Origin of the sequence: Pseudoxanthomonas sp. USHLN014, from assembly GCF_037153335.1 — a bacterium.
GTDB classification, from domain to species: Bacteria; Pseudomonadota; Gammaproteobacteria; order Xanthomonadales; family Xanthomonadaceae; genus Pseudoxanthomonas_A; species Pseudoxanthomonas_A winnipegensis.
In genome coordinates this window covers 1-26,477 of the sequence record NZ_JBBCKO010000011.1, presented here as the reverse complement: position 1 = coordinate 26,477, position 26,477 = coordinate 1, and the positions used below count along the sequence as shown (strand labels likewise).

23 protein-coding genes and 1 pseudogene are annotated in these 26,477 nt (G+C 53.7%); 6 read left to right on the top strand and 18 right to left on the bottom strand.

Annotation, left to right across the window (positions count from 1 at the left end):
- Nucleotides 1–6 precede the first annotated feature (6 nt).
- Both WFQ05_RS17295 and WFQ05_RS17290 read right to left on the bottom strand, forming a co-directional pair.
- Nucleotides 7–708 carry a response regulator transcription factor gene (locus tag WFQ05_RS17295; protein ID WP_337054715.1) on the bottom strand — a complete coding sequence of 234 codons (702 nt, stop codon included), beginning with the start codon at nt 706–708 and terminating at the stop codon, nt 7–9.
- 1 nt (nt 709) lies between these two features.
- On the bottom strand, nt 710–2,062 hold the full coding sequence (locus WFQ05_RS17290; protein WP_337054714.1) for a HAMP domain-containing sensor histidine kinase: 1,353 nt from the start codon (nt 2,060–2,062) through the stop codon (nt 710–712).
- A 121-nt stretch (nt 2,063–2,183) separates the two neighbouring features.
- On the opposite strand from WFQ05_RS17290, the gene WFQ05_RS17285 reads away from it, so the two are divergent.
- The 3 genes from WFQ05_RS17285 to WFQ05_RS17275 all read left to right on the top strand — a co-directional run bounded on the left by WFQ05_RS17285 (nt 2,184) and on the right by WFQ05_RS17275 (nt 5,434).
- Nucleotides 2,184–2,918, top strand: a complete 735-nt coding sequence (locus WFQ05_RS17285; protein ID WP_337054713.1) for a hemolysin III family protein — start codon at nt 2,184–2,186, stop codon at nt 2,916–2,918.
- Nucleotides 2,919–3,365: 447 nt separating this feature from the next.
- The gene (locus WFQ05_RS17280; protein WP_337054712.1) at nt 3,366–4,742 is read left to right on the top strand and encodes a hypothetical protein; all 1,377 of its coding nucleotides are present in this window, start codon (nt 3,366–3,368) and stop codon (nt 4,740–4,742) included.
- Nucleotides 4,739–5,434, top strand: a complete 696-nt coding sequence (locus WFQ05_RS17275) for a hypothetical protein (protein WP_337054711.1) — start codon at nt 4,739–4,741, stop codon at nt 5,432–5,434. Before WFQ05_RS17280 ends, WFQ05_RS17275 begins: the two co-directional genes overlap by 4 nt.
- A gap of 161 nt (nt 5,435–5,595) precedes the next feature.
- Here the strand turns inward: WFQ05_RS17275 and WFQ05_RS17270 are convergent, their stop codons facing one another.
- Nucleotides 5,596–6,375 (bottom strand): abortive infection family protein, encoded by a 780-nt coding sequence (locus WFQ05_RS17270; protein ID WP_337054710.1) that lies wholly within the window; start codon nt 6,373–6,375, stop codon nt 5,596–5,598.
- A 28-nt stretch (nt 6,376–6,403) separates the two neighbouring features.
- Nucleotides 6,404–7,072 (bottom strand): hypothetical protein, encoded by a 669-nt coding sequence (locus WFQ05_RS17265; RefSeq protein WP_337054709.1) that lies wholly within the window; start codon nt 7,070–7,072, stop codon nt 6,404–6,406.
- Between the two features lie 262 nt (nt 7,073–7,334).
- On the opposite strand from WFQ05_RS17265, the gene WFQ05_RS17260 reads away from it, so the two are divergent.
- Nucleotides 7,335–8,198, top strand: a complete 864-nt coding sequence (locus tag WFQ05_RS17260) for a hypothetical protein (RefSeq protein WP_337054708.1) — start codon at nt 7,335–7,337, stop codon at nt 8,196–8,198.
- A 22-nt stretch (nt 8,199–8,220) separates the two neighbouring features.
- Nucleotides 8,221–8,949: a hypothetical protein gene (locus WFQ05_RS17255; RefSeq protein ID WP_337054707.1), complete on the top strand. Its 729-nt coding sequence runs from the start codon at nt 8,221–8,223 to the stop codon at nt 8,947–8,949.
- A 355-nt stretch (nt 8,950–9,304) separates the two neighbouring features.
- Here the strand turns inward: WFQ05_RS17255 and WFQ05_RS17250 are convergent, their stop codons facing one another.
- The 14 genes and pseudogenes from WFQ05_RS17250 to WFQ05_RS17185 form a co-directional block, all read right to left on the bottom strand.
- Nucleotides 9,305–9,868 (bottom strand): hypothetical protein, encoded by a 564-nt coding sequence (locus tag WFQ05_RS17250; RefSeq protein ID WP_337054706.1) that lies wholly within the window; start codon nt 9,866–9,868, stop codon nt 9,305–9,307.
- Nucleotides 9,846–10,466, bottom strand: a complete 621-nt coding sequence (locus WFQ05_RS17245; RefSeq protein ID WP_337054704.1) for a hypothetical protein — start codon at nt 10,464–10,466, stop codon at nt 9,846–9,848. Before WFQ05_RS17245 ends, WFQ05_RS17250 begins: the two co-directional genes overlap by 23 nt.
- 199 nt (nt 10,467–10,665) lie before the next feature.
- On the bottom strand, nt 10,666–11,124 hold the full coding sequence (locus tag WFQ05_RS17240; RefSeq protein WP_337054702.1) for an Imm26 family immunity protein: 459 nt from the start codon (nt 11,122–11,124) through the stop codon (nt 10,666–10,668).
- 576 nt (nt 11,125–11,700) lie between these two features.
- A pseudogene (locus tag WFQ05_RS17235) lies at nt 11,701–11,877 on the bottom strand (DUF3606 domain-containing protein).
- An 86-nt stretch (nt 11,878–11,963) separates the two neighbouring features.
- Complete coding sequence (gene xth, locus WFQ05_RS17230; protein WP_337054701.1) at nt 11,964–12,755, bottom strand: exodeoxyribonuclease III; 792 nt, start codon at nt 12,753–12,755, stop codon at nt 11,964–11,966.
- 378 nt (nt 12,756–13,133) lie between these two features.
- Nucleotides 13,134–15,299: a peptidase domain-containing ABC transporter gene (locus WFQ05_RS17225; RefSeq protein WP_337054700.1), complete on the bottom strand. Its 2,166-nt coding sequence runs from the start codon at nt 15,297–15,299 to the stop codon at nt 13,134–13,136.
- Nucleotides 15,300–15,301: 2 nt separating this feature from the next.
- On the bottom strand, nt 15,302–16,054 hold the full coding sequence (locus WFQ05_RS17220) for a hypothetical protein (RefSeq protein ID WP_337054699.1): 753 nt from the start codon (nt 16,052–16,054) through the stop codon (nt 15,302–15,304).
- A gap of 85 nt (nt 16,055–16,139) precedes the next feature.
- A complete protein-coding gene (locus tag WFQ05_RS17215; protein ID WP_337054698.1) occupies nt 16,140–17,462 on the bottom strand; it encodes a hypothetical protein in 1,323 nt (440 codons plus the stop codon).
- A 396-nt stretch (nt 17,463–17,858) separates the two neighbouring features.
- Complete coding sequence (locus WFQ05_RS17210; RefSeq protein WP_337054697.1) at nt 17,859–20,189, bottom strand: hypothetical protein; 2,331 nt, start codon at nt 20,187–20,189, stop codon at nt 17,859–17,861.
- Nucleotides 20,190–20,246: 57 nt separating this feature from the next.
- Complete coding sequence (locus WFQ05_RS17205) at nt 20,247–21,011, bottom strand: hypothetical protein (RefSeq protein WP_337054696.1); 765 nt, start codon at nt 21,009–21,011, stop codon at nt 20,247–20,249.
- Nucleotides 21,012–21,037: 26 nt separating this feature from the next.
- A complete protein-coding gene (locus tag WFQ05_RS17200) occupies nt 21,038–21,970 on the bottom strand; it encodes a hypothetical protein (protein ID WP_337054695.1) in 933 nt (310 codons plus the stop codon).
- 572 nt (nt 21,971–22,542) lie between these two features.
- Entirely contained in the window at nt 22,543–22,938 is a 396-nt protein-coding gene (locus WFQ05_RS17195) for an H-NS family nucleoid-associated regulatory protein (RefSeq protein ID WP_337054694.1), read from the bottom strand.
- A gap of 132 nt (nt 22,939–23,070) precedes the next feature.
- Nucleotides 23,071–23,991, bottom strand: coding sequence for a hypothetical protein (locus WFQ05_RS17190; protein ID WP_337054693.1), 921 nt, complete (start codon nt 23,989–23,991; stop codon nt 23,071–23,073).
- A gap of 69 nt (nt 23,992–24,060) precedes the next feature.
- Nucleotides 24,061–25,383 (bottom strand): site-specific integrase, encoded by a 1,323-nt coding sequence (locus WFQ05_RS17185; protein ID WP_337054788.1) that lies wholly within the window; start codon nt 25,381–25,383, stop codon nt 24,061–24,063.
- Between the two features lie 376 nt (nt 25,384–25,759).
- Here WFQ05_RS17185 and WFQ05_RS17180 point away from each other — a divergent pair, with 376 nt between their 5' ends.
- Nucleotides 25,760–26,419 (top strand): DUF6538 domain-containing protein, encoded by a 660-nt coding sequence (locus WFQ05_RS17180; RefSeq protein ID WP_337054692.1) that lies wholly within the window; start codon nt 25,760–25,762, stop codon nt 26,417–26,419.
- Nucleotides 26,420–26,477: the final 58 nt, after the last annotated feature.

Below are 26,477 nucleotides of genomic sequence, written 5' to 3'. Positions count from 1 at the left end.
GAAACCTCACCGACGAACAGGTCCGGCGCCTTCCTGGCGAGTTTCCTGAACCATGTAGCCCAACCCCCGCAACACATGGATCTTGATCCCCGCCCCGCTATCGGCGAGCGCTCGCCTCAGTTTGGAGACATGGGCTTCCAGCGCGTTGGACTCCAGGTGTTCGTCCAACCCATAGACGCTTTCCAGCAACGCCGCTCTTGAAACCGTCCGCCCGTGGCGCATGAGCAGCGCCTCGAGCACCAGTAGTTGTCGTCTGGGAAGCGTCAGCCTCTCCCCGTCTACCCACACTTCCCGATCGTCAGAGGAGTATCGAACATTGCCGATGCGGATCGTCTGGACCACCACCTGAGTCGGGCGGCGCAAGATGGCCCGCAGCCGCGCAAGCAGCTCATCCGTCGAAAACGGCTTGGTCAGATAATCGTCCGCGCCGCTATCCAGCCCATCGATGCGCTCGCTGATCTCACTCTTTGCCGTCAGGATCACGATGGGCAGACCCGGGCGTATTGCTCGGGCGCGCGGCACAAAGTCCGCGCCTTCGCCGTCGGGCAGCTGCCGATCCAGCAGCATCACCCTGTATTCGTGGCTGGCAAGTGCCTGCTCGGCCTGGCGCAGGCTGGGGACCACATCGCCGATCATGCCGTGTCGCGCCAGTTGCGTGGCCAGCACCGACGCGAATTGCTGATCGTCCTCAACGATGAGCAGGCGCATCCTAGTGCTCACCCGAGATCGGGCTGCCGGCGCTCGGCAGGCGCATGGTGAAGCAACAGCCACCTCGCACAGGCTGGGATACCGTCAGCACGCCGCGATGCTTCTTGACGATCTCCGCCGCCAGATAAAGCCCCAGCCCGCTTCCAGCTCCCGAGGGACGCAGACGGAAGAATGGCTCGAAGATCCGCGAGCTGGCCTCGCTCGGCACGCCCTCTCCCTGGTCGAATACGCTCACCGAGCAGTCGGGGCCGACCACGATCCTGATCTCGCCCTGCTTCGATCCGTGATCGATCGCGTTCTGGACCAGGCAAGTGATCACGCGCTGGATCGCGCCGGCATCACCTTCCATCCACTGCGCCCGATCCGGCGGTTCCCACGAGAACTCATACCCGTTGGCGACAATGAGCGGCGCGGTCACCTCGGCAACCTCCTGCGCGATGGCGACCAGGTCGAAGCGCTCGAAGACACCGATCCTGCGATCGACCCGCTGGATGTCAAGCAGCTGCTCGGTGATGTTCTGCAGGCGCGCCACGTCCAACATCAACTCATCCTTCGTAGCGCCTGCTTCCAGGCCGCTGACCCGGGTCGTCAGAATCGCGATGGGCATCCTGAGTTCGTGTGCGGCGTCTGCCAGGAAGCGGTCGCGGGCTTCGGACACGTCCCAGATCCGCTGGAGCGCCTGGTTGAAGCCATCGATCAATGGCCGGATCTCAACGGGAACATCCGCCGCCTCCAGGGGCTTGGCGCGACGACTCAGGTCCGTCTGCGCGGCCAGTCTTGCGACTTCGTTCATTCCCTTCAGGCGTCGATGGACCACCAAAGGAATCACAACAATCGAAGTGACCATGAGCGGTAGGCCCACCCACGGCGCCAGGTAAATCGCGATAAAAGCAATGGCGCCAGCCAGGTCATAGCCGCCGTAGCCGCCGACCAGCACACGCAGCGTCCTGCCGCCCTGATGATGCACGATCAACTTCGTCGCCGAGCGGAACGGTGGAACGTTGCTCTTGATGTCGGTCGGTTCAAGCTCACCCATGATCGGCACCCAGGCTTCGAACGCCTTGGGCGCTGTGCCCCAAGCCGCGATGTTTCCGAGGTCATCTTTCGCCAGGGCCCACGCATGGGGCGCTTGGCTGGTGAACTCTTGCGGCAGTAGCCCCGGATCGAAGCGAAGCCTTCCATGCTCGTAGCCCAAGGCTTCGGCGACGTCGATCGCCGTGCCATGCGGCAGTTGGCCGATCGAGCGATCCAGAAACGCAATGCACATCACTGCGCCCAACAGCACGAACGCAAGCACTTGCGCCACGCCGACTTGCCAGGAGAGTCGCCACGATAGCGACTGGGTCTTGCGCATGGATCGATCCGTCTACGTCTTCTCGTGAGCATGATGGACAAGCCACCCTGACGGAGCAAACGATTCGACGCGCAACCTTCGGACAACCTTTCCGGTCCACGCTGAGCCCGATTACTCATCGATGGAACGGATCTTCATGCGCCAGACGCGCACTACGACCGATGCCTTAAAGGCACCTGGATTGACGCAGGCGCTCTTCCGGCCTTACCGCATCCGATCAACACCCAAGAAGACGCTTCTGCCTACGGGTGAGTGGCTCAACACGCTCTCCCACGGCGCCGCTGCGCTGCTTTCCATCCCCGCCACCCTTTTTCTCCTGCGCCAAGCAGCCGCCAACGGAGACAGTCGGGCCCTGCTAGGGAGCGGCGTCTTTGGTTTGACGTTGACGATCACCTATGTCGTCTCGTGCCTTTATCACGCCTGCGCTGACCCAAGGGCCAAGGCAAGCCTTCGCCGTGCCGATCACGCGGCGATCTTCCTCTTGATCGCTGGAACTTACACGCCGTTCTGCCTGGCGCTCCCAGGCTCCTGGAGCACCCCGTCCCTGATCGGAATATGGACCTTGGCCCTGGTTGGCACGATGTTCAAAGCCTTCCGCCCCCTGGGTCGAACCTGGCTCTCACTCATCCCCTACATCGGCGTGGGCTGGCTCGTTGCGTGCGCGGCGATGCCCATCATCCAGCACCTTGGATTCAGCACCTTCGCCTGGCTCTTTGCAGGCGGCTGCTTCTACACGCTCGGCACGCTGTTCTATCTACGCTCGGCCAAGCCCTACATGCATGCCGTTTGGCATGGCTTCGTCATTCTGGGAAGCGTTTCCCACTACGTGGCCGTCATGCAGTTGCCAGGCACGTAGGCAGATCGAACTTGATCCGCCCAGGCGGGAGAGTCAAACGAAAGGGAGGGCATAGAGGAAGCTTGGCGCGCATTGGTCTCAGCGCCCGAGATTGCGACTCGCATTCCACGCCCTCCCCGTGCGAGTGACTCGAAATCTGCTTTGTATCTAAGTTCTTGAAGCCGCCGTTTGCTCGTATTGCGCGGTAAACATCGATGGCGTATACAGCAGCGATGGCACCGCACCTAGCGGAACGCCATGCACAGGAAGTGCTTTCAGGGCGCAGCAAAGCGTCCTAGCTACAAGGACTGTATGACGCGCATCGCATTCCCCCAGAACTGCCGCCCCCGCTTTCGTCGCGCACGGAAGGGCTTGCCTTTGCTTGTCACTTTTACGCTTGGCCAAAGGAGGTAGACACCGTCTCGTCCCCCATAAGAAAGACCATTCAACCCAAGGAGATGGATGCAAATGACTGCAATCAATCTGAGGCGCATCTCGCTTTTGGCCGTCGCCATGAGCGCAGCTGGGCCAGGTTTCGCACAACAGTGCGCATCAACCAGCGCGCAACTGACGTTCAGTGAGTTCCCGGTGGGAACGACGATCACCACGCAGTATCAAAACAAGGGCGTCAACTTCCCTGCAAGCCAAGCGGCACAGATCGCCACTGATGGCTCCAATCCGACCTCACCTGTTCTATCGGGCACGCCCAAGTTCCAGGGACCCATCGTTGCCGAACTGGTTGATCCTAGCGACCCTACGACCAAGCTCGCTGCAACCTCTCTGAGCTTCCAAGCGGGATACTTCGACCAAGTGGCTTCCACTGTCGTCGAGTTTCGCGACATCAATGACGCAGTTCTGAGCACCGTTAGCAACCAGTCCACGGGAATTGTGACCTTCACCGCGCCCGCAGGCACGCATTCCTTCCGCATTGCAGATGCAGGCGGTGACGCCAACGGCTTTGCCATCGACAATCTGCAGTTCACTGCCCAGAGCGGCGGCGCGTTGCGTATCTCAACCCCGACCAAGGATGCAGAGTTCTTGCTGACCCAGCAGAACCTGACCCGATCTGAGGATGTGAGCTTCGCTGCGGCAGGGAGCGCGGCAACTGGCACTGTCAACTGGACCGCCGAACTGGAATACGACACTTCTACACCTCGCTCGATGCCGGGCTTGACCAGCACCTTCACTACGGAAGGCACCGCGACCCACAAGCTCTACTACCAGTCTCGCGGAGGGCGCTTGAAGGTCTCAGCGTCAACCAGCGCGGCGCAGGCCTGCCCTGTCGAGTATGTCTACATCCTAGGCAGTCAGATCCCGGATGACACCATCACCACGCGCCTGGTTTCGCTTTACTCCACCGGCCCCACGCCACGCCTTTACACGGGTATCGCCAAGCAGGAAAGCAACTACCGCCAGTTCACACAGACGACGAAATATGGGCATGCGGGGCTTTGGCCGACCGAAAGCTACGATGGCGGAAGCCATGTGGGGCTGATGCAGGTTGCATCGTCAGGCAGCACCATTACCGGCTCACAAGGCGTCTTCAATGCGTGGAGTTGGATTGAGAACACAACCTCCGCAGACAAGCTCTTTCGAGAGAAGCTGCTCACAGCGGTGCGGCTCTACAATCGCATGCGTAACGCTGCCCCAGGCATTCGCGAGCTAACCGGAAAAGAACTGGAAAATATGGCTGTCACGCTCTATGGTCCTGGCGCCGCTTCGGGAACAGAAAATCAATACTACCGAGCAGTGAATACCAATGGCGCTTGGGATTGGGTGGTCAATACGCAGAACAACCCGGCTGGCGTGGCTTACACCAATGAAGTGAGGTCAAAAATCCAATGAAGATGAACGCCCTACTCCTCGCCCTTGTCATCTCATCTTCCGCCCCATTCACCGCGTGGAGCGCCGATCTTGGTCAACCCATGACCTGGCGATCGTCCCAGGCCGCCAAGCTCAATCAGACTCCCGACCTTGCCAAGGTTGCTGAGAAGCTGATCGTTCGATACGACCCGGATGGCGACACTGTGCAAGCCACGGTAAGCGAAGCCAAGTTCATTGACCTCGATGGCGATGGCAACTTGGAGCTTGTTGCACTGGTGGACTACTCCGGGCGCGCGTTCTTCAACAACCTTGCCGTCATCACAACGCGAGCAGGCAGCCCCGTCGTGACGATCTATCGAAGCAACGGGACCAACATGCGCGGGCTGGATCAGCGGCTCATTTCTGAGCCAGGCTCACCGAAGAAGCTCTTGGTCGTGGACCGCTTCATTGATCAGTATGAAGGGGCGCTACCCACTCCAAAGGAGCAACGCTTACTCGAACTCGACTCGGGCAGGTTGCAAGATGTCAGCAAGCAGCATCGCGACTACTACGTGAAGCGTCTGGCTGTGCTTGAGGAGAAGGCAGGAATCTCTGCAGGCGCCAACGCGAAGAGCGCGAGCACGACCAGCTCAACAAGTCCGGTCGAACGGGATGACAAGTTCGTGCTCAGGCAGGAATTGGAGCGCACGCGACTGCAGTCCCTGGGAGAGTGATTGGAAAGGGCCCTGGCAAAACCGCCCGGGCTTTCCTGGAAGAACTCATCGGAGCGAGCAATGTCGGCATCATCGCGTCCTACGAGGTGAAGCACATGCTGCCGAGTGCAACTTGAACTGCATCGCATCCGCGACCTGAGCTGATCGATAATGGCGGCGCCCTACTCACCGCTCCGTGCGCGCCAAGTCTCAATGATAAAAAGACATAGGGAGTGAGAAGCATGCACGACCAGTCGTGCATGCCTTGGGGCTACTTTGTAGGACCGCTTGTGCTGGCCGTGGGCACTGCCGGCGTGCGTTCTGAACGCTCCTAGTCCATCCACTATAGAGCTAAGTCCGGTCAGCACCCGCTTCAAATCATCGTCTTCAATTTGATCAGGGGATAGCTTTAGGTGCTTAGAGACTTTTTGGCATAGTGGCTTGACAGTCTGCATGCTTGGAAGATCCAGATTCTGTTGAGCAATGTAGTGCTTGCATAGTGCTTCCACGATGGCACACGCAGCTGTTACCGCGCTTGGCAGATCCGAATCGATGAACCGCACCGCGCGACTGAACTCATCTTCAATTTCTGCGACGGAAAATTCTCTCAGTGCTTCTCCGAACGCCTTACTTGGTGCCGTAACGCTCGCTGCTCCAAATATCTGACCACCGAAGCCATAATTAAGTTGATAACGAGCAAGAGCATCAGTGAGGCGCTTTTGCGCCTTCGGCTTCTCTTCGTGATTCATGGACCGAGTGCTATCACCATCCATAAAGTCTTCTATGACCTTGCCGAGGATAGAAAGAGCCTTCGAGGGATCTTCTTTCCCTTCTCGGATCAACCAAAGCTCTGTCTTTTTATAGACATTACCCTCAGGAGGATCGCCAGACGCGCCAGACTCGTAGAATAGTGTCTCGATCGATTTATGGTGGTAGTAGTAGCTACCGATGATATCTCCCACGACACTAGCAAGTGGCCTTGGAAATTCTTTAAGCATTCCGCCCCCGAGACTTATCCTCCACAAGGCGCAAAAGTGGTGTGGGCCACTTCGCACCAAGATCTTTGCTCTTCTGCAAGCTATTCCAAGTGTTGGACCAACTGGGATGGCTGGAATCCAGAGTATGGTAAGCATCGATCATGGACAACATCAGTTTGTCCCGCTCCACCTTGCGAATCACTCCAAAAACCACATTAAGGATAGTAAGAGCAACCCAGAGCGCTACGAGCCATCCGGAGATCGTTGATAGAAGCCAGAGAATGGCAAGCCAGATGACCCAGCTGATGAGAAATGCGATGACCTTAAAAGTCAGCTTTTCCCACCGAAAACTGCCAGCCCTAGTCCATTTCGGATAGCGCCAGGCATGCATGGCCTGGTTGACTTCTGCATAACAGAGAGCGTCAGCCAGAAGCCAATCGAGCTGTTTCAACTTGAACCATTCAGGCGCCTCATTGTATCGATCCACGAAGCTTGACAGCTCACCGATGTGGGGCGAGGCAATCGCCCCACCAATTCCCATATCTTGGGTCAACACATGCGTCCAGCTATCCCTACCAATAGCATTGAAGATCTCATCGACATCGTCACCGACAGACTCAACTCCAAGGGGTGCCTTCTCTGCTAACAGTCTGCTGATGACTAACCGATCCGTCCAAGCCATCCCCTGCCGCCCCTTCGAATGCTGACAGGCAAATCTTAGCGCCATTGTGCTTCAAGTGGGCGAGGTCTTCGACCGGAGCACCCGAATGATCACTCCTTACAGGTCTGCTGTCTTTCATAAGTTGATCGGTAACACCTAATTTTACAGAGCCCTTCGTCATCAGATGCCGTGCACCTGATTGCATCAGAATACTCCCCGTACGGATCGGCTTGACTAGCCGCACTACACTTGAAAGCATGCAAGGCGAGACAGGGGGTGTCTGATGGATAAAGCAAGGGATCGTCGAAGCGAGCAGGAATACACAGCCCAAGAGGTGGTGGACCTGAATCAGTCTGCTCGTCTGGCGCTAAAACCTCATTTGCGTTGCCCTTACTGCGAGGCAACCGCCCATTTAAGATCCGCGTCCAAGCCCAGCCCAGGGCGGCGCAGCAAGGTCGCTCACTTCTACTCCCGGCCCCACGGAGATGAGTGCGACATCACCCGGAACTATGGTGATTTATCTGAAGAAGACGATACCGATCGCACTGTGGCTCGCTGGGAACAGCGACACACCACACTGATCGTTCGGATTCTGACCAATCAAGATGAAGCCTCTGCCGATGACACCGCAACCGGCGAGCCAACGGGAGACGACAGCCGATCACGTGGAGGAGGTGACCGGACCCGGTCAACAAATTTCGTGCCACGCGGCCCACAAAAGCTGCTTGAACAGCTTGTTGATTGGCCGAGCTTTAAGACCAGTTCTTTAACGCTTCGTATGCCGGATCCCGATCGCACGGAGATGGCTGTCCATGATGCCTTCGTGCGTTTCGAATCGGCCAGTATGGCGCAGCATGTCGGTCGCTGGCTTGGATTCTGGGGCATCGTTCGCCCCTGGAATTTGTGGGCAGCGCATGATACCTACTACTGCAACTTTGGCGCGACTCACCAGAGTTTCCGCATAGCACTTCCGCGCGACCGCATCCCCCCCATTCTTGCTCGCTATAGCCTATCTAGCATTGACGAGATGGTTGGCCACTATCTTCTCCTCTTCGATCACGCCAGAGTCTCAGGCTCTGGGCGCTTTATCGCCGATATCAATTCCGTGAAATACATTGGATTCCTGCGGAACGATCAACGCAGCTAGCTAGTCAACCGATACAACAGCCATGCGCCACGTCAAGATCGTCAGATCAAACCGCCCTGTTACGCAAAGATTCCAGCCCCGCCCACTATTTTTCAGGAGATCGTGGTCTATCACCACTTTGATCGGCAGTATCGCAGCTATGACAACTCTGGCTGGGATTTTGCTTCACGGCTGTGGGCATGTCGCTTACACGAGCTATCTTGATAAGTGGGGCGTGCAAGCCGACCTCTTCCCACAATCTGCCGATTGGAAGGTAATTCGTGGTTATTACGCGCTTGTGTTCCAAGGGGCGAGAATCATCAAATCCGTTCCGTGGTTCGCCTTGGCCATCTCAGTCCTCCTTCTCACTATCCCAATCTGGCTCTACCGACTACCCGCAAGGCCAAAAAGTAGGCCATACAAACCCTTCATTGAAAAAAGACCCTGGCTGCGAGAATTGCTTTCATCTACTGCGATTTCTGTAGCTGTGGTCTATTTGATCTTGACCGCCTATTTCGTTGTGTTGCTTATCGCCATCATTCCAGGACTCATTGGAGAGCGCGCCGGAGTTGAGCAGGCAACTAAGGAGGAGCTTCGCTTATTGGGCCCCATTTCAAGAATCGAAACGGAGCTATGGAGAGGCGGCGAGCGAAGGATCCGAGGCCACATCATCGCCAGCAACTCTGAACTGATCGCCATCTACGACGTTGACCTTCATCAGGTTAGGACAATGTCGCGCGGTGATTTCGAGATCCGCCGAGTGGCGCAATAAGATATGCAAGCTATAAACCCGCAAAACTTACAAGCGCAAGCTACAAGATGAATTAATCATCACCAGCTCTGCCGCATTGCTCTGTGCCGCTCTTTTGCGCTCGTTAGATTGAAGCTCTCTGTGCTGTTTGCTTGCGTCCGCCGACGCCCGTTCTCGTCCTGACGGCTTTGCATCGATGCAAGCTTGCTCTATGAACAAGGCCATTGCTTGCCCGAATGATTGTTGACCGGGCATATGCACTGCTGAGGATCTACGCGCACCGCACTCGCCATCCCAAGGCAGAGTGGCTGGTTGTTACTTGACACCAAAAAAGAGCGGGGGGAGCGCGTTGCCCCGCCCCCCCGCTTTTGGTCCGTCAAAATTCGGATCCTTCCGGACTGATCTTGACGGCCGATGCACAATTCTTGGCGCGCTCCGGAAATTCATACACCAGCTGCATGCCATCCACGAGAGCTGCGTAGCGGTATGCTTCCTCCGAACTCTTTCCCGTCGGGAACGATAGCAACTTGGAATTCGGATAGCGCTCAATGAACTGGCGCCGGGAGACACAGGCGCCGGCAAGCTTGATGGCCATTCCCTTGAAGTTCTTCCCGGCTGGATCGGTATAAATCGCAGTCGAAAACGCTTGAATAGAGCCTGCAATGCGAAAGGGCCCAACCTGGTCGATACCGTCTTGCTGTGGCGATTTGACACCCGCCGCGCTTTGACCTGCAAGGCTCGCCAAGCTCGTTCGAAGCTGATCGACGCTTGACGCAGAGGCGGCGCTGGCCGCGATCTTCTCAGTAGTGTTCCAAAGCCCGCTGGCCTCAGCTTTCGATGCCACGCCTGACTGGACTGCTTGGGTCTGCGCATGACCAACACCCACGCAAGCCAACAAGACCAGTGTCGCGCAGGCTTTAAGGTGCCGTGAGGTTGTCATAGATCTGTCCATAGTAGTCATTGTAATTTTGGCCGGTTGTCGAAGTCACGTTCGCATCGCAAAACGCCTTACCGATTTCGACATCGGTTTTACCGGCGTTGTAAAGCGCCACCAACTCTGGCCCGTTGGCCGCTGCGTAGCCAATGTCCGCCGACTGATTGGAGAATGCGTAGATTTCATTGCGAGCGACGATGTTGTTGATCACAGCACGCCCCTCCCCTGCACAAGAGTTCTCGATAAAAACCTCGCGGGAGATAAAAGGGATCTGGGGAACGTCAATCACCCAAGGATGGAGCACATGACCGACTTCGTGAGCGATGCTCGCGACGCGCGAATACAACCCGGCGACGTCAAATGAGTTGCAGTCGTAATTTTGAACATGGATGGTCGTTGGGCCGTAGCTCGTATAGCTGGCCGTGTCCCAAACGAAATGCCACTCGTTCTGGTGAGCGATGATTTGATTAGTGAGTGTTGTCGATCCGGATATTAGAAAATCCGGACAGCCCAGACCTGTATTAGGAACAGCAGTCTGGGCCTCAGCGCGGAAACTCGCAAAAAAAAGAAGTATCAGCGCGAAAAACGCAATAAGCGTTCGCATGCATTCTCCTTTGCTTGTCGTAGTCTTCCTTGGGGACGCCCCCCCCCAAAAAAACGCTAGCAGGCCATCTGCGCTGGATCTGGGAAACCCATCTCATTGCGCCCTTACCCGCTGCCCAGAAGCGATCATGATGGCAAAGGTCACTGAACGAATGCTCAAACTATGTCGCTATGCGTGGCCACGCAAAAGCGTGCAAGCATTACTTATAGACAGCCCATTTCGACTTCATTTCAGGAGAGACAAGGTATCCGTCCAAGTAATTCGGATCGTGAAATCCGTTCCACGGATACAAGCCAAAATACGCTTCGACCAGCTTCATGGCAATTCCAGAACCAGTAATTCGCGTCCCGACGTAGCGTCTTGCTCGCATTGAATCAACATCAATGTAATTCTCGACCTCGATGGCCTTTCCTGAACTACACACAGGCCAATCCGCAGAATCCAAAAGATCCTTTGTAACAACAAAGACGGAGAACGGCCTACCAAAGTCACTTGGCGTGGCCTCACTAGACTCTTCGCGAACAGGGAAGAACGCACAAATTGCTGACCCCATCTCAGCCTCAATACTGGCAACTTGACCAAACCCCCAAGAGCCATCAGAAAGCGGCACCTTGAAATAGTCCCCTACTCCCCAGCGCTGTTTTGATCTCTTTTTCATTTCAATCTCAGTGGTATGGCAAGTCAGTCGCACCGCCCGCATCCCTATCTCTTCTATTGCTCATCTGATGCCGTTTTTTGGCGAGTGGCCCAGATTGCACGTGGCGCCGCTCGAACTCTACAGGCACAAGGTCACCAGTTGAAAACGTGGCGGCGTCCCAGACGACCCCGTAGTGCGCGCGCGACCTGCCGCTAAAAATTGTAGCTACCCGCATGGCTGGGCGCGGCCACATCGTGAATTGGACGCACGGACACCCAAAGCACCGGTTGATCGGGGGCTTTCTTAGGGGGCTCTCTGCACGGTCCCTGGAAGACCGCGAGAAGCAAAGGCACCGCATGCGGGGCCTTCGAACGTCGGCGCCTTGTGGAAGTTCTAACTTCCGTCCCCCATCCATGATGGGTGAAGTGGCCTGGACGATGGAGCTAGCCTGGCCGTCGCGAACGCCAGAATCCATCAGACATTGGCGCAGTGGGGCGTCAGAAAAGTCCGAACGGCAAGCGTCAGCGATCAAGCTTCTGACCGGAGGGACTCGGCCGCTTCCGGCGGTATTCCATCAGCAAAAGGCCTAAGCCCGGCTTACTTGCCCAGGTGCTTGCGCACGGCTGCCGAAGTCGGGCCAACCGCCTTCACCGCTTCGCGCAGCTTCTCGGCGGACACGCCCAACTCCTTGGTCCAATACTGCACCTCGTAGTCCTCATTGACGTTGATGCGGTCGCGGTCAGGGGATCAGGTGTTCTTCTTGTCGTCGCTCATCTCGTCCTCCAAGCGGTTGGGTTGGGGCCTGACAGTCGCTTTCGGCCCGAGATGGTTGTAGCCCCGGCTTCGTCTGCCGGATGTGATCAGATCCTCACGGTTACCCAGGGCGGGGCGTGATCGCTCGCGTGTTCTTCCAAGCGCACCCATTGGTCCACCCCCGCCTCGATCAAACCCTCGGCCAGAACAGGATTGAGCAGAAGGTGGTCGATGCGAAGGCCCCGGTCGCGCTCGGCGTGCTGGCGGAAGTGGTCCCAGAACGTGTAGATCCGCTCCTCGCCAAACACCTTACGCACGGCATCCGTCCACCCCTGTCCAACCAGGAGGCCAAACGCTTCTCGGGACTCGGGCTGGATCAGGGCGTTCTTCTTCCATGACTTCGGGTCGTAGACGTCGAGATCGGTGGGAATGACATTGAAGTCGCCCATCAGGACCACAGGGTGCGGCAAAGCGACCAAGGCCTTCGCGTGCTGCTCCAAACGCTTCATCCAAGCCAGCTTGTAGTCAAACTTCGGCCCGGGCTGTGGGTTGCCGTTTGGCAAATAGAGGCCAGCCACCACCACGCCGTGCACGGCCGCTTCGATGTAACGGCTCTGCTCGTCGCTCGGGTCACCCGGCAAGCTGCGACGGCTCTCGATGGGTTGCGTTTGTCTGCCGAGCAACGCCACGCCGTTCCAAGACTGCTGCCCGTGCCAGATCGCTCCGTAGCCAGCCGCTTCCAGCGCCTGGGCAGGGAAGGCTCCATCGGTCGCCTTCAATTCCTGAAGCGCGACCACGTCTGGCTTGGCTTCATCCAACCAGCTGAGCAAGCTCGCCAGGCGCGTGTTGATGCCATTTACGTTGAATGTGGCTAGCTTCAAGGTCCGTCGTTTCGACATTGCTATTCCTAGTGGCTTGCCGTCTTGCAGGCAGCAATGAGGCAGTCAACCCTCGCGCTTGGGCCTGGATTCAACCTCCCAGCCCAAGTCCTTAGCTAGGATAGTTCGGGACTTTCTCGTTCGTGTGCCTTGGCTTCCTGATCGGCTTGGCCGAGCGACGCTTCAACTTAGGTTGCAGCACTCCTATTGGCCGGAGCATGCTTCGACTTCTCTAGGTCTTTTTTTTTTTTCGACTCCCCGATACAACGCGCCAGTCGCCGGCGGGTAGGGGATCATCAAGATTAGGAGCGACTGGCAGCGGAGGCAGTGCTCGAATATTAAAGTGAGTTGGCACTCCTTATCCCGTTTACACTTCGGATTGGAATCAGTTCGTTCGAGTCAGATAGAGACATTGACACTCGCTGCCGGGTTGGGGGAAGGTTCAAGCCTGACGAATCTTCCGCTGTCTAAGCAGTAAATCGTATCAGCATACCGAACAGTCTCCGGTCGGTGCGCGATGATAACTATGGTCATTTCCAGCTTTGAGAGGGAAGCCATCACTTCCGCCTCTTTTCTGATGTCCAAGTGACTTGTAGCCTCATCCAGAACCAATATTTTGGGATTTCTATACAGAGCTCTTGCAAGACAGACTCTCTGTCGCTGGCCGCTTGATAGCAGCACGCCAGAATCGCCGACTGCCGTTTCGTATCTCATCGGCAGCTTCAGGACTTCACTATGAACGCCAGCGATCATGGCACAAGCACTGGCGAATTCGGTATCCGGATTGGCTTCGAAGCCTGTGATGTTTTCCATTAGTGTTCCGGACATGAGAGTGTCATCTTGCGTGACAAATGCGATCAACTCACGGACTTTAGCGAGGCCGACCCACGCATATTTCTGTCGACCAATCATTAATTCGCCGCCTTGCGGACTTAAAATCCCAGCAATCAATTTGACGATTGTGCTTTTTCCAGTTCCGGACGGACCGACAAGCGCAATCGTTGAATTAAAAGGAACCTCCAACGTTGCCTGCAATACGATGGGCGGATCATTGACTCCATATCGGAATGAAACGCCATTCAATTGCAGTGAATAGTCATCGAAGGCCACTGCACTGCTACTTTGAAAGTTACTTTCCTCCTCAGACGTAGTTATATCTTTTAGGCGAGACACGTACATTCTCAAAATCTTATAAGATATCAGAAAATCAACGAGCTTAGATGAGCGGCCAGAAAATTGATCGCAGTAAGCTATGAAAGCGATCAGCATGCCAGCCGTCAGGTCACCCTTTAAGATCAGATTAGCACCGAAATAGACAGTCGCTACTTTCACAGCACCAAGAAGAATTGTGCCGATAGCTCCAAATACAATTTGGATAGACTGTAATTTAAGCCCATTCCTTTGCACCGTCGAGGTAAGATTCACGAGCTTACTGACAGCGAAGGGCTGCAAGTTGGAAAATCGAATACTAGAATGGCTCTTCACAAATTCAATGAAGGCAGTCTCGCGCCGAGCGTCGGCCGAAATAAGATCAACATTGGCACTAGAAATTGTTTCTAGTGACAGAAATCGCACCGCTAGATAAAACAGAGAACCTATTATCGCAATCAATGCCATTGATAAATTATAATAGAACAACATTCCAGCAACGCCGATCAGCATAATCGAATCTAGCGCCACTTCGATAGAGGAGACTGAAACCAGGTTTTGGATTTCTTTCAAACCTATAAATCGAGATGATATATCGCCCACAGATCGGTTATAAAAATATTGTTCTGGCAACATGATCAAACGCCTAAAAACATTGGCAGTCCAGCCAAGACTGAGTTCTGCACCGAGCACTGAAAGCGCCCAATTTCTGAAAGACGATACAATGGTCTGAAAAGAAATCAATCCCAAATATGCCGCACATACGATCACCAATAGACGGGCATCGCTGTTTGCCACGACGCCATCAATTACTAGCTGCATGAATAGCGGGCTGAGCAAAACTGTTAGCTCTAATACAACCGCAAGAACAAACATCCATAGAAGCGCGGCTCTCAATCCTGCGACAGTCCCCAACCCCTTTATAAAACCAATAACTGAATCTACGCCGCCGGGCGTCCTTTTTTCAAATTTTGAGTTAGGAAACACCTCCAAGACAGCACCTGTGAATTTTTTTGAAAACTCACTCGCCTTGACGGTCTTTCTGCCGCGTGCCGGGTCAACTATTGTCAGAGTATTCTTTCTGACGCTTTCGATGACCACAAAATGATCACCGTCAACATGAACAATGGCGGGTAGGCGAACAGCGCTGAGTTCATCCATGCTTGCACTCAATGGACGTGATTGCAGGCCATGTAAGGAGGCTAGCTCGACCAATCCCGCTAGAGTTGTGCCACGAGACGAAGACCAGCTGCTTAGTCTGAGCTTGGTTATTGTTATGGCATTACCGTAAAAATTAAGAACCATTGCCAAGCAAGCGACCCCACACTCAGAAGACTGTGCTTGGAAGACAGGCTCAATCCTCGTTCGCCAACCAAACTCAAAGCTGCGTTCACCCACCTGAGAATTGAAAGCCATTTTTATTCCTTCTTATTCAATATCCAGGATGCCAATGTCCTCTCCCTAGTCTTGATTGACGCGAGAACACTCATGCCTGGTCTAACGACTCGCTGTTGCTCAACGTTCAGCGCGGTTTTAGGATCGACTTCAATTAGGTATCTTGGGCCGGGAGGTGGCGGGATCCCCAGTAAAGACGAGACTTCCATCGGCGACATACCCACATGAGATATCCGCGTCACAACGCCTCTATAGCCCGCAAGGTCAGATTCGTTTATATCCGAGATAGAAATTGAAATATCGCTGCCAACTTCCAGATGCGAAACAACTGAGCCCGGCGCGAGGATCTGAAAGTAAGTGCGGGGCTCAGCAGTCGATATGGTCACTAGAGGCTGCATTGGGGATAGGCTTGCTCCTTCTCTAACAAGGATATTGTCTACCCTTCCCGCGACGGTGCTGCTAATGATCACGCTTTTTTCCGCGGAATCTTTAACCTGAGGCGCAAAGAAGAATGAATTAGCATTTGCCGAAAATTGATTTTTCGGCAGATCCTTATCTGGGACGACTGATGCGATCGCCTTTCCGGGGATAAGCGAATCTCCCTGCTGCACAAATATTTCGTTAACAGAGGTGTTAGTTGGAAGTGGAGATGCGACTATGCTCTTAGGATGTCTCTCAGCTACATAGCCCACAGCACGCTCGTATTGCGAATATCGAACATTAAAAATCGCGACCACTATCAATAAACTCGATATCGCAAAAGAGACAGCAGCCATGGTCACAGCTTTCTGCGACGATAGCGAGACATGCCCAAGGCTGTCCCTTCGCTTTTCCTTCAGAAATTCTTCTCGGAAATCCATTTTACGAACCCTTACTAGCCGGAAAACCAACGCCGCTCTGGATCAACTGATCAATCGGATCCTGTAGGTCAGCGCCATCCTTCAGATTTCTGACTAACTCAAGAGCAGATCGCTCAATATCTTCTCTTCTCTCAGGTGGGGTAGATCCCAGAGGATGGGAGCACTTAAGCTCATCAAATAACTGATTGGCAATCGTTTGTGCCAAGTCATGAGAGCCGCATATCTGCGCGCGGTTAAAATGATCAATGAAGACCTCAAAAATTCCTGAGTCTTCCTTTGTTGTCGTGCTCGCTCCACCAGCCAGCAGCATAATGGCGGCATTTCGATATGAATAATTAAATCTATCCAAGACTTGATTAACGTCGAATATCATTCCGCCATAGCGCGCAAAAGAGAATGCAATTGATCTCAAGATATTGAAGCCATATCTGATCTCTTCACCAAAGGCCGGTTCGCCAGGCTCGTAGTTGACCCTCAACCATGACTCCACCCGTCGTGTAGATCCAAAATCTATTACTCGGGCATCAAGATCCACGAGCGACGAAAAAAGTCCGCCATGGAACCACGAATTTACGTGGCAATTTGCACAGGCTGATCCGAGTTTTTCTGAGAATTCGACAAGATCGAATTCTAGATTCGTCGTTGCGAATTCAACCCACGAGGAGACACGTCGTCTGTCAGACAATTGGAAGGTTCTCTTGAACTGCCCTTTGGCGTGGCCATATCCAAGTGCACGCTCGACATGTGCAGGCCTAATGACAAAAGGTCTCACCAAAAGCGCTCTAGGCTCTCGTGTACCGTTCGGAAGATCTATGTATTCACAACAGTCGATGATTGCCCAATAAGGAACAACGGAGCTGGGAATTTCGGCCTGGATTCTCTCGGCGTAGAAGACTTCGCGAATTGCCTCAGCCAAGAAAACAGATCCATGTGAGTGGTGCCAGTTGGTATAAGGACTCACCAGAGGTGTTTTTCCAACACCTTTAACTTGCAGCCCATCAATTATCGCCGCACGACCGCTACCTCCAAAGAAAGTAACACCGCTAGAGCCATAGAAATCAGTTACCAGTCGACTCGACGCACTTTCAGGGGAAGTTATCGTGTATGCCAAGCGAGACAAGATAAGCTCAGAGACATCGGCCTCTAGGCCAACACCAAAGTATTTACGGATTTCGGTCTCAAGTCGGCGATTTACCCAGATGACCTTTGCACGCTCAAGTTTCTTTACGGTGATAGGCAAAAAGCAGGCGCTTTCTTCATATAGTGAACTTGATGCGAGCGCCCTCGCGACCACTGAACAACTTTTCAGCGTCATATCTTGCATGTCTACCGGTCCTAGGCGATCTAAAATTCAGAACCTTCACCTCGGGGACGACTACATCTCGAATGTATTTCGTGATTATTCTCACTGCCCCAGGGAGTGCGACTAGGTCTGTGATCCAAAAGTCTGGACCGTCCAATCGTTGGACCGCAACAAATGGCGCAGACCTTCCCTGCAAAAAGCACAATGCGTCGTGATAGTCGAGATATGCCCAAGAAAAATAGCCCACCGCCGCCCCGGAAGGGCCATAAAAAAAGACCACTTGATCAAGCTCTATTGCCGGGATGGTCCAAGCACGAAGATTGACTAAGGGCATCATCCGATAGCTTGGCAACTGTGAGCACAGGTCAACAACGGAGCCAAGTTTTTCAGCGAATACACGATAATTAGGTGAAGAATCTATCTGCTCGCTCGCTGATTGAGACATATCCTCTCCAAGAACAAGGCTGACATAAAGGGGGCCATATAAACTGCAGCCCAAGGGCGTTCGTCCTGAGCGAGTGCTAGAGCCACTATCGACACAACAAAAGCTCCGCACACAAGCTTATTGTAGAAAGAACCCCTGCTGACACGGTTTTTTCCAACCTTCCAGTCAAGCGAATATTTACAACCTAGACCCGCTGATATAGCGCCGCAAAGAGACACGCTCACCTGACCAAACCGCCAAGGAGCAAGAACGAACTTTTTAAAGAAGATAAAGAGCGAAACTCTCAAGAACATACCGAACTTAAAGTGGTTCCCACTTTTTATTGAGGACAATGCGGCGAGAAACCGTTCTATTACCTCAGGATAAACAGCGAGCGCGATCGAAAAGAAGAGCGCCATACCACTTTTGACACTTGCTGACAGCAATAATGCCATCGGAAACGTCGATGCAAGCGAAAACCATGATAGACATTGACGCATAACAACATACGATCCAACCGGCGACAAGCGTGGGCGGTGGCCTTTAGGCAACAAAATTCTCTGAATAAGATTCTGGAAGTCTCCCCTTGCCCATCTTTCGTCCCTAGTAAGCAGCTCTAGCGGGCCACTCGGAAAAGCGTCCGCTACACTGACGGAACCTAAAAAGCACGGTCGGAGTAAATCTCCTTCGACGGTGTCGTGGCTCAGAGAAGATCGATGATCCACTTTTTTGGAGACTTGGGCATAAACACGCGGGTCAAACATACCTTTTCCGAAATAGCCGGCCTGTCCAAAATCATTGAACAATAGGCTGGTTGTCTCACGCCCGCCCCGAGCGTCAACTAAGCCCTTTGTAACCGACTCGGGCAGGCGCCAATCCCGTAAGGAAATTGCCTGAGTGTAGATTTGAGGAACCGCGATGCCGTGCCCGGCCTTGATTTCCTGGCCATCAATCAAGACTGAGTTTGCAGGGTGGTCCAGTGCACCGGCGAGAGTCTGGATAGCGTTTGGGGTCAGGATAGAGTCCTGATCTAGGACCATTACGTATCTGAAACATTGCGCCTGTTTGGCCAAACGTGGGCTCATTGAAGAGAACTCAGAGGCTCCGGTAATAATCAACGTATTGAGCAGATTGATTTTTCCTAGCTTACGCCCTTCTCCTAACCACCTCCCTGCCTCACCCACAAATTTGCGCTCTCGATGCGCGTAGTAGATGCATTCACCGAAGCGAGATCCAAGCTCAAGATTTAGCTCTTCAACCGCCTGTCTTAACTTATGGACGAAGTGAAGCTCATCAGCAGGATCCGGCTCACATGTAGAGTCGACCAAATCACTTAAAACTACGAACTTCACGTTGGAGTCATTTGCTACCAACACATTTATAGCTATATTCTTGAGCTCTGCCTTTAAGTCATCGCCTGTATTGAATATAATTGGAATGGCAACACAGACTTCATGTGGGATGCCGGAAATGCTGTAGTCGTTGTATGCCACATGTCTCTCAGGCTTTCTCAAAAAGCTTAGATCATCCACAATCTCAAGCGATAACAACAAAGCCGAAGGCGCCACCAAAAATATGGATGAAACATTGAGATCAGCCAAACCCATTAATTGGTACGTGAGATACATCTGAAATAGAAAGATAGCCAAGGCAACCAAAAAACGGAAACCGATCAGCCGAGCATGCTGAATTGGTAACCGCCGCGACCTAAGAGCGACTATCTCCCATAAGTTGCTACTATTACCCATAACCTCGTCATCTACATCGCAAGCGCGATGAAGGTGCGAATTAGCTCGTTGCCCCAAACGCGAATGGATTAACGATTTGAGCTTAGCGTTGAGTAGATTGTAAGAATCCCCTAAGGCGTGCGACAGTAGACGCTGTTTTTTTGATGAATTTAAGACCAGCTCTTGCCCCCGAGAGCCAGAGACTTGGGAAATTCCTTCGCAAAGCCTCTTTACAGTGCTCTGATCGCGAGCATCAACGCTAAGAATTTTAGCGACTAAATAGGCGCAAACTATTGCAGGAATAAGAAATTCCGTTCTCTGCAAGAAGAAACATGTGCGCTCTCGTGCAATTGTATCTACGATCTCGGTGGAGCTTAACCCATCGTAGATTTCGTCTGTGCGCTTAAGTATCCTATCAAAATAGTTCGCGTCACTCTTTGACCTGATATTACTTTTAAATATAGGTGGGAGCGCAATAACTACTGGATAAATCGATATCAATTCATTCTGACTATACTTATAGCGTAGCGCATGATGGCTGCCTGGAGCCAGCTCAACAATCGCTTGCCTCAACTTCTTTTGAATTTCGAACAGCATAGCGCTCCTTGCCATCTCTTAAAAAGATGGCTCCCTTGAGAGCCATCTTTCCATGATCTAATTGCAAGTTCCCTTGTTTCCAGCACGAAATCTCTCAAGTCCTTTTATGGCAAATGTTTCAGCGTCTGCTTCAATATTAGCTGCCGTATTTGCTCTACCTTGTGAGGCCATCCAACTCGGATTCGCACTTTGATAGGCGTGCTGAAACTCATGGAGGGTGACCATTAGTGCATTTTCTTCGGCGCTCAAAACTCCCAGTGAAACTCCTTGGGAAACGAAGTTATTACTATCGTCATAGTATGAATGCGAATAAGTATTCCCAGTCGTTGCAATTGCAGCATCAGCATAAATTTTCACTGCCCCCCCAGAATACGCCCCCGTTGCCTCGTTTTTCGTGAGGGAATTGGGATAAGTTTGACCTCTCAACTGAGTTGTTCCAGCAGGCTGATTGTCTGATCCCTTTGTGAAGTAAACTGAAGTCGACCCGTTATACTGATAGGCGTGGGTATTGTAGAAATCAAGGCTATAACCGGGAACATCACTAGGTGCATGTCCAGGAACTGCCGCAGCATTGGCTTGACATCTAAGCTTCGCTACGTTCGGGACTTGCGAGGGGGGTAGTGCCGAATTCGCAGGAGCATGGTAGGAGCCACCAGAGCCTCCGCCCCCGCTTTCAGTGTATGGGGCGGAATAAGAGAAGTTGAAATAGTTCCCTATTGACTGGTATGAGGGTGCCGTCACCTTAACTGACTCGAGAGTTGTAGTGCCGTAACCATCACCACCGAAGATCAACTCCAATTCGCTTTCATTCAGTATTCTCATCGAAATTCCCTTTTTGGGTTGTTGGATTACTTCCCGCACCTGACAGTAATGTCTTCTTCCGTTAGCTTTTTGCTCCCGAAGTATGCTCCGTAATCGTGGATAGCCTTTGCTTCCGCTGCTTCTAGGGCTGCCGGCGCAATCAATCTTGCAAAATTTGATGCGTCATAACCGAAAGACGAGGCCAGCTCGTCATTGTAAGAGCCCATCTGGCCTAGACGTGCGTAATAATATGCGGTAGCGTCATTGCCAGGAACCAATGCTCGCAGTCCCGTTCTCTCCCGGAAGGCCAAGACGCTTGCCGCAACAACCTTCCAGTTGCCGTTGGCAATACCTCTATCAATTAATGATGAAGCGCTAGACTCAAACGCTGCGGCCAGCTGCTTGTAATCAGGAGAATTAGCGTCGGGCAATTGCCACGGCTCAAACATCATGCACGCTGTTGCATTGTCATCTCCGGCAAGTGACGCATTCAGTGCTGATCCATAGAGCTGTTGTCCAGCTAGTTGGGGATCCACTAATTCCTCCCATTCAGCGCACTCATTCTTCGCATCCGTCATCATTTTAAGATCTTTTTCGAGATAAGATCTCTTAAGGTCCGACAGACCCTGCAACTTCTTTTTGCTATTGAAGATCGAGTCTGGATCGGATTGATTAGACAGAAAGAAAGACTCGAATGACTTCCTAGCTTCGCACTTGCTCACATGTTCATAAGTAAGTTCAGGCGACGCTGTGTATCTTTTATCTATTCCAGCTTGGTTGTAATCAAGATAAGTGACATGCCTAGCACCTTTCTTGTTAACTCCTACGCCATCAGGAGCGTAAGATGCAAGACCATTTTCTTCACCTGAAACTTTTCCCTGGGTTTTTGCGTTATCGGCCTCAGCATGCGAAAACGCCAAATAAATCCCAATAGCGGACACGGCTATAACGCTAGCCGCAACTACCCCATTCAATTTCACAAACCCTTGCTCCTTGCCTAAGTCAAACGTTACACCCCTGTAATATCATGACGTATACTCGCACAGGGCTGCTTAGTCAAGCTTCGCGGGTGGTCGTGTGTAACAACGCGTTGAGATCTTTTGGCAGTGCCCACTGTTGGTATTTCCAATGTGGTGCCAAGCGATTAAGTCCTACAAGGCGTCAAAGATCACCCATGCAGATTAATCACAGAAAGGTCTTGACTGGTCCGAACCTAGTTAACGACATCCTCTGAGAAGCATAACTGCTTAAACGATCTAGAAGCAGGCTTTTAGTCGAACAATCCGCTGATTGAATCTAGCCGCTCACCCCATACGCCTCTTTTCGCCAATGGCCAGTGGAGTTGCTTGGCAGTTTGCATACTTGTCACGGTCTGTTGACTTCTACAGTCGACGACTATACCTGGCGGCTTGGCGTATATTTTGTGCTCGTAGCTCGAAGCTGCACTGCGCCAAGCGCGCTCACGAAATTCTGCCATAACATCTGTTTGGAGCTACTGCCCTTCCAACCGCACAAGGAAGACCGGCATTGCTGCCGGCTTTCTTTAAGACGATTAGCCCGGAAATTTCGGAAACTTCTCGTCAGGATGCTTCGATTTCCAGTCCTTGTATGCCGCAGTGCCTTCCCACGCGGCAAAGTTCCTCGGAGTGCGTCCACGACCCGACCAAGTCTCTTGCGTATGAGGCAGCCAGTATTTGGGAGCGACCTCCTTCTTTGAAGCAGCTGCCTTCTTGGACTTTGCCGCCCCATGAATGACAAAGCCCGCAACTTCCGCACGCTGCTGAGCATTGAAGTGTCGCGCAAATTCTCCAAGCAGCTTGACGACTTCATTGAACGCTTCGGCAGCCTGATCTTGCCGCAACTGGGCTTCTTGCTCTTCCAACTTGCGAAGCTCTTCCTCCAACTTTGCTTTGGTGGCGGCGATCGAATCGAGTGAAATTCCTGCCATATCTCATTACCCTAAAAGTAGACGCATCTATTATGACCCAACAGCCGCTTTGAATGTAAATACCAGCAGCCTCAGGGTTACTCTGCCGTCTATCTCATGGCTTGATATGCCATTGAGCTTCAACGCTAGATCTCACGATGCCCTATTAGGCGCGCCGCCGAAAAATCCTAGCTCGATCCATAGCGCCAAAGCTCGCACAGCACACTCTAAAGAGTGGCTGTCTTCATATCTTCCTAGGCGCAGCGCTGCCAGTGACCGAACATCAGGTGGCATCAAGAATGCCGCTTTCTTCTCGCCTCTAGCTCTCCTCTTGACGACGAAGCTAAATTGCATCAAAGGCCAGTATCGAATGGTCGGCCACATGTAAGTCATGTATGTCCGAGTGAGGGATGAAGGCTCCATCTGCGCCGAAATCTTGGCACCATCGCTTCCGACGCCAGAGAAGCGAAGCAATCCATCCTTTTCACCGGCAACAAATAGTCCAATTTTCGCAAAGGCGTCTCGTGCAACCTCATTAAATACTTGCTTCCGCGCAACGATCGCTTCCCCTCCTGTCAAATGAATGGCGGTCCCGCGCGTGACGATGCAGAGATTTTGAACCTCTTGCTCGACGCTTCTTTGATAGGCGGGCAGATGCGCAGATAGCATCTGTCCGAGCTGCTCAGGAAAGAACCGCACAAGCAAATTGCGCTTTCGCAAGAAATCGAGAACAGGATCGTCCAAGACAAGCGCAACAGCCTCATTCACCTCATCCCGAGAGGTAGCTTCCCACTCCGCAAGTCGAACGCCAAGCTCACTCGCCCGCTCCTTAGCGGCCACAAATAGTTCTGGGAAGGACTGATTTTCAATGAACTTCTGATAGCTATCAGGCCCAAAAATCGCCGTCGCGAGAGACATCTCCGCACGAATGCTAGAAAACCCCCGATTGACGAAGGTCTCGTCAATCGGGGCTAGGTTCAGCTTGTCGCTTAAGATTTGCAAATGAAGTTCGCTCTTACTTAACCGGGGAAAGCCGATTTCCAAGTGTTGGTAAAAAATACCAATGAGAGGCATTGTTCATGTCCCTCATGACCGGCGGCCCGGCTCTCGCTATCATCAAGGCGCCCTCTACCCACCTTACGATTACAACCCAAAGTAATCCTTGCAGTAAGTAGGAATTGATACACAGGGCTGAAAGCGTCTTAGGGTTTCTACACGATCCGGCAGTGTCCGTCGGTCGATATAGAACTTCTCCAACACCCCCTGCCCGCGCGCATGACCGGTGATTGCCGCAATGGCGGAGGCCGATACGCCGGCCTCATCTAAGCGCGATGCAATGGTGTGGCGAAAGCCATGAAACCCTTGCCCCTTCGCCGTGATCCCCTGACGTTTAATGTAGACGGAAAACTGGCGACTCAACTGTCGACCAAAGCCAAGTCCTGTGCTATTGGGCAGATGCGGAAAGATCTGAGTGTGGCCAGCCTGACGCACTTCATCGATGTAGACCAAAAAGCCAGCATCGACCACCGGCTTGGCCAACGGCACAAAACGGCGGCTATTCTTGTTCTTGACGCTTTGGCCCTTCCCACCGCTTCTGACATAGAAGCCCGGCACACCATCGATCGTGTCGATGTCCTCCACCCTAAGTTGCGCGATCTCATTCACGCGTGCCCCTGAGTAGAGCCCAAGCATCGGGCCAAACCATCTGTGCGGATACTTTTTAGCCCACGCCGGGAAGGCCACCGGGTCGAAGATCGCCTTCAACTCAGCGTCGGTGAACGGCTCGCCCGTGTCGTCGGCATCAGGTGTGGCAATCGCCCGGATACCCGCCAGCGGGTTGCTCGCCAAAAGCCCTGCCGAGACCAGCGACACCAAGAACACAGACAAGCGCTGACGGTGCTTGGCAACCGTCCAGGCGGCAGGCTCAGGAACTTGATTGACCTTGGCGAGCGCGACCACGTCCATGACGGTAAGGCCCTTGTAGGGCGCGCGCTTGGTCGCGTTCGATGGCCACCACCGCACGACATCGAAAAAGGCGCGCACGTGGTCTGCTGTCAATTCGGACACTGCCAGGTCCTGCCCCACGGCGCCCGCGAACAACCGCAGGGTGTGGCGGCTTTCAAGGATGGTCTTGCTGTGGAGCTTGGCGCGACCCAAGTCTCCCAAGTGATCCGTAATCGCTTTGGACAGCAGCGGGGAGGCTTTGGCCTTGCCAGTGCGCCAACCGCTTGGTTTGGCAGGCGCGGCAACCTCGGCGGCAGGTTCACGCAACAGCTCAGCAAATAGCGCTGCGTCCTCAGGCGTGTCGATCTGGGCCCTACCCAGATGCGTGCCGTTAGGCAGCGTCACATCGGTCAATGTGAGTTCGCGCAGTCCTTGCTCTCGGATGCGGCGCAGCACCTCGTCCAGATCCATGGACTTCCCTTGTCTCAATGCTTTGAACGCGTTCGATAGTGCCATCCCCATGTAGGCCGACACCAGACGCGCAGCGTCACCAGGTGGCAGATGGAGAGGGCGAACGAGGTAACGCGAGCCCACCACCCCTTGCAGATCGGTGGGGACAAAGAAGCGTGCGTAGAGGCCAGAGCGGCGCGGCAGAAGGAACGGTTTGGGCAATTTGATACCTTGATTGATACCTCGGGGAGGGATCGTTCAAGGAATCGTTTTTCGCCATTTCCCGTGATTTCTCAGTCACTTACGGACTTCGAGAAGCAGGATGGAGCGGGTGAAGGGACTCTACTCTGGGCACTACCTAAGCCGATCTTCCGATTGAGTATCAGTCACTTGCGGCCCAGAACTGCTACGATCAGTTGCTACGATCCGCTGCCACTTAAGGCTCAGCTTGACCACCCGCAACACCCCGCCAAAGACCCGGACCAATCTTCGGCTTCGGGGGCTTACCTGGAACGCTCGCTACTTTGTTCCTCGTCAACACCAGCAGGCCTACGGACGCGAAGAGGTGTGGCGAACGCTGGGCACGCGGGACAAGCTGGAGGCGCAGCGACGCCTGCCGGCGAAGCTGGCCGCCATCCAGCGGGAAGTTGAAGAGGCCATCGCCGGACGCCATCAGCTCGACCCCAAGTGTTCCGCCAGCGTCCTGCAGGAACTGCACAACATCGAAGCCCGGCACCGTGCCGGGGCCTATCCCGCACCCGAGCATCCCGCCGACGTCGCAGGCGCCGAGTTCGAGCTAGGCGAGCTGCTGCATGCTCATGCGGTCAGCATTGGCGCGGTGGACCCGGAGGACGGCCCAGCGTTGAACCTGCTGTCGCCACCAGTGTCCGCACGATTCACTCAGGTCCACCGTTCGATCACTGACCCCGGCTACCGGCCGCTGTCGGATTGGGCTACCGACTTCATCAAGGGCAAGCAGGAGCGGGGGCTGAAGAAGGGCACATGGAAGGATCACGAAAACCGCCTTGCCGAATTCGCGCGACAGGTGGGCGCGAGGGTTCACCCCCGTTTTCACGGACACTTACGAGAAGGCCGATCAAGGCCATGAGGAGTGTTCATGTCGAAGCGAAGGAAGTTCAGCACCGAGTTCAAGCGCGGTGCGGTTG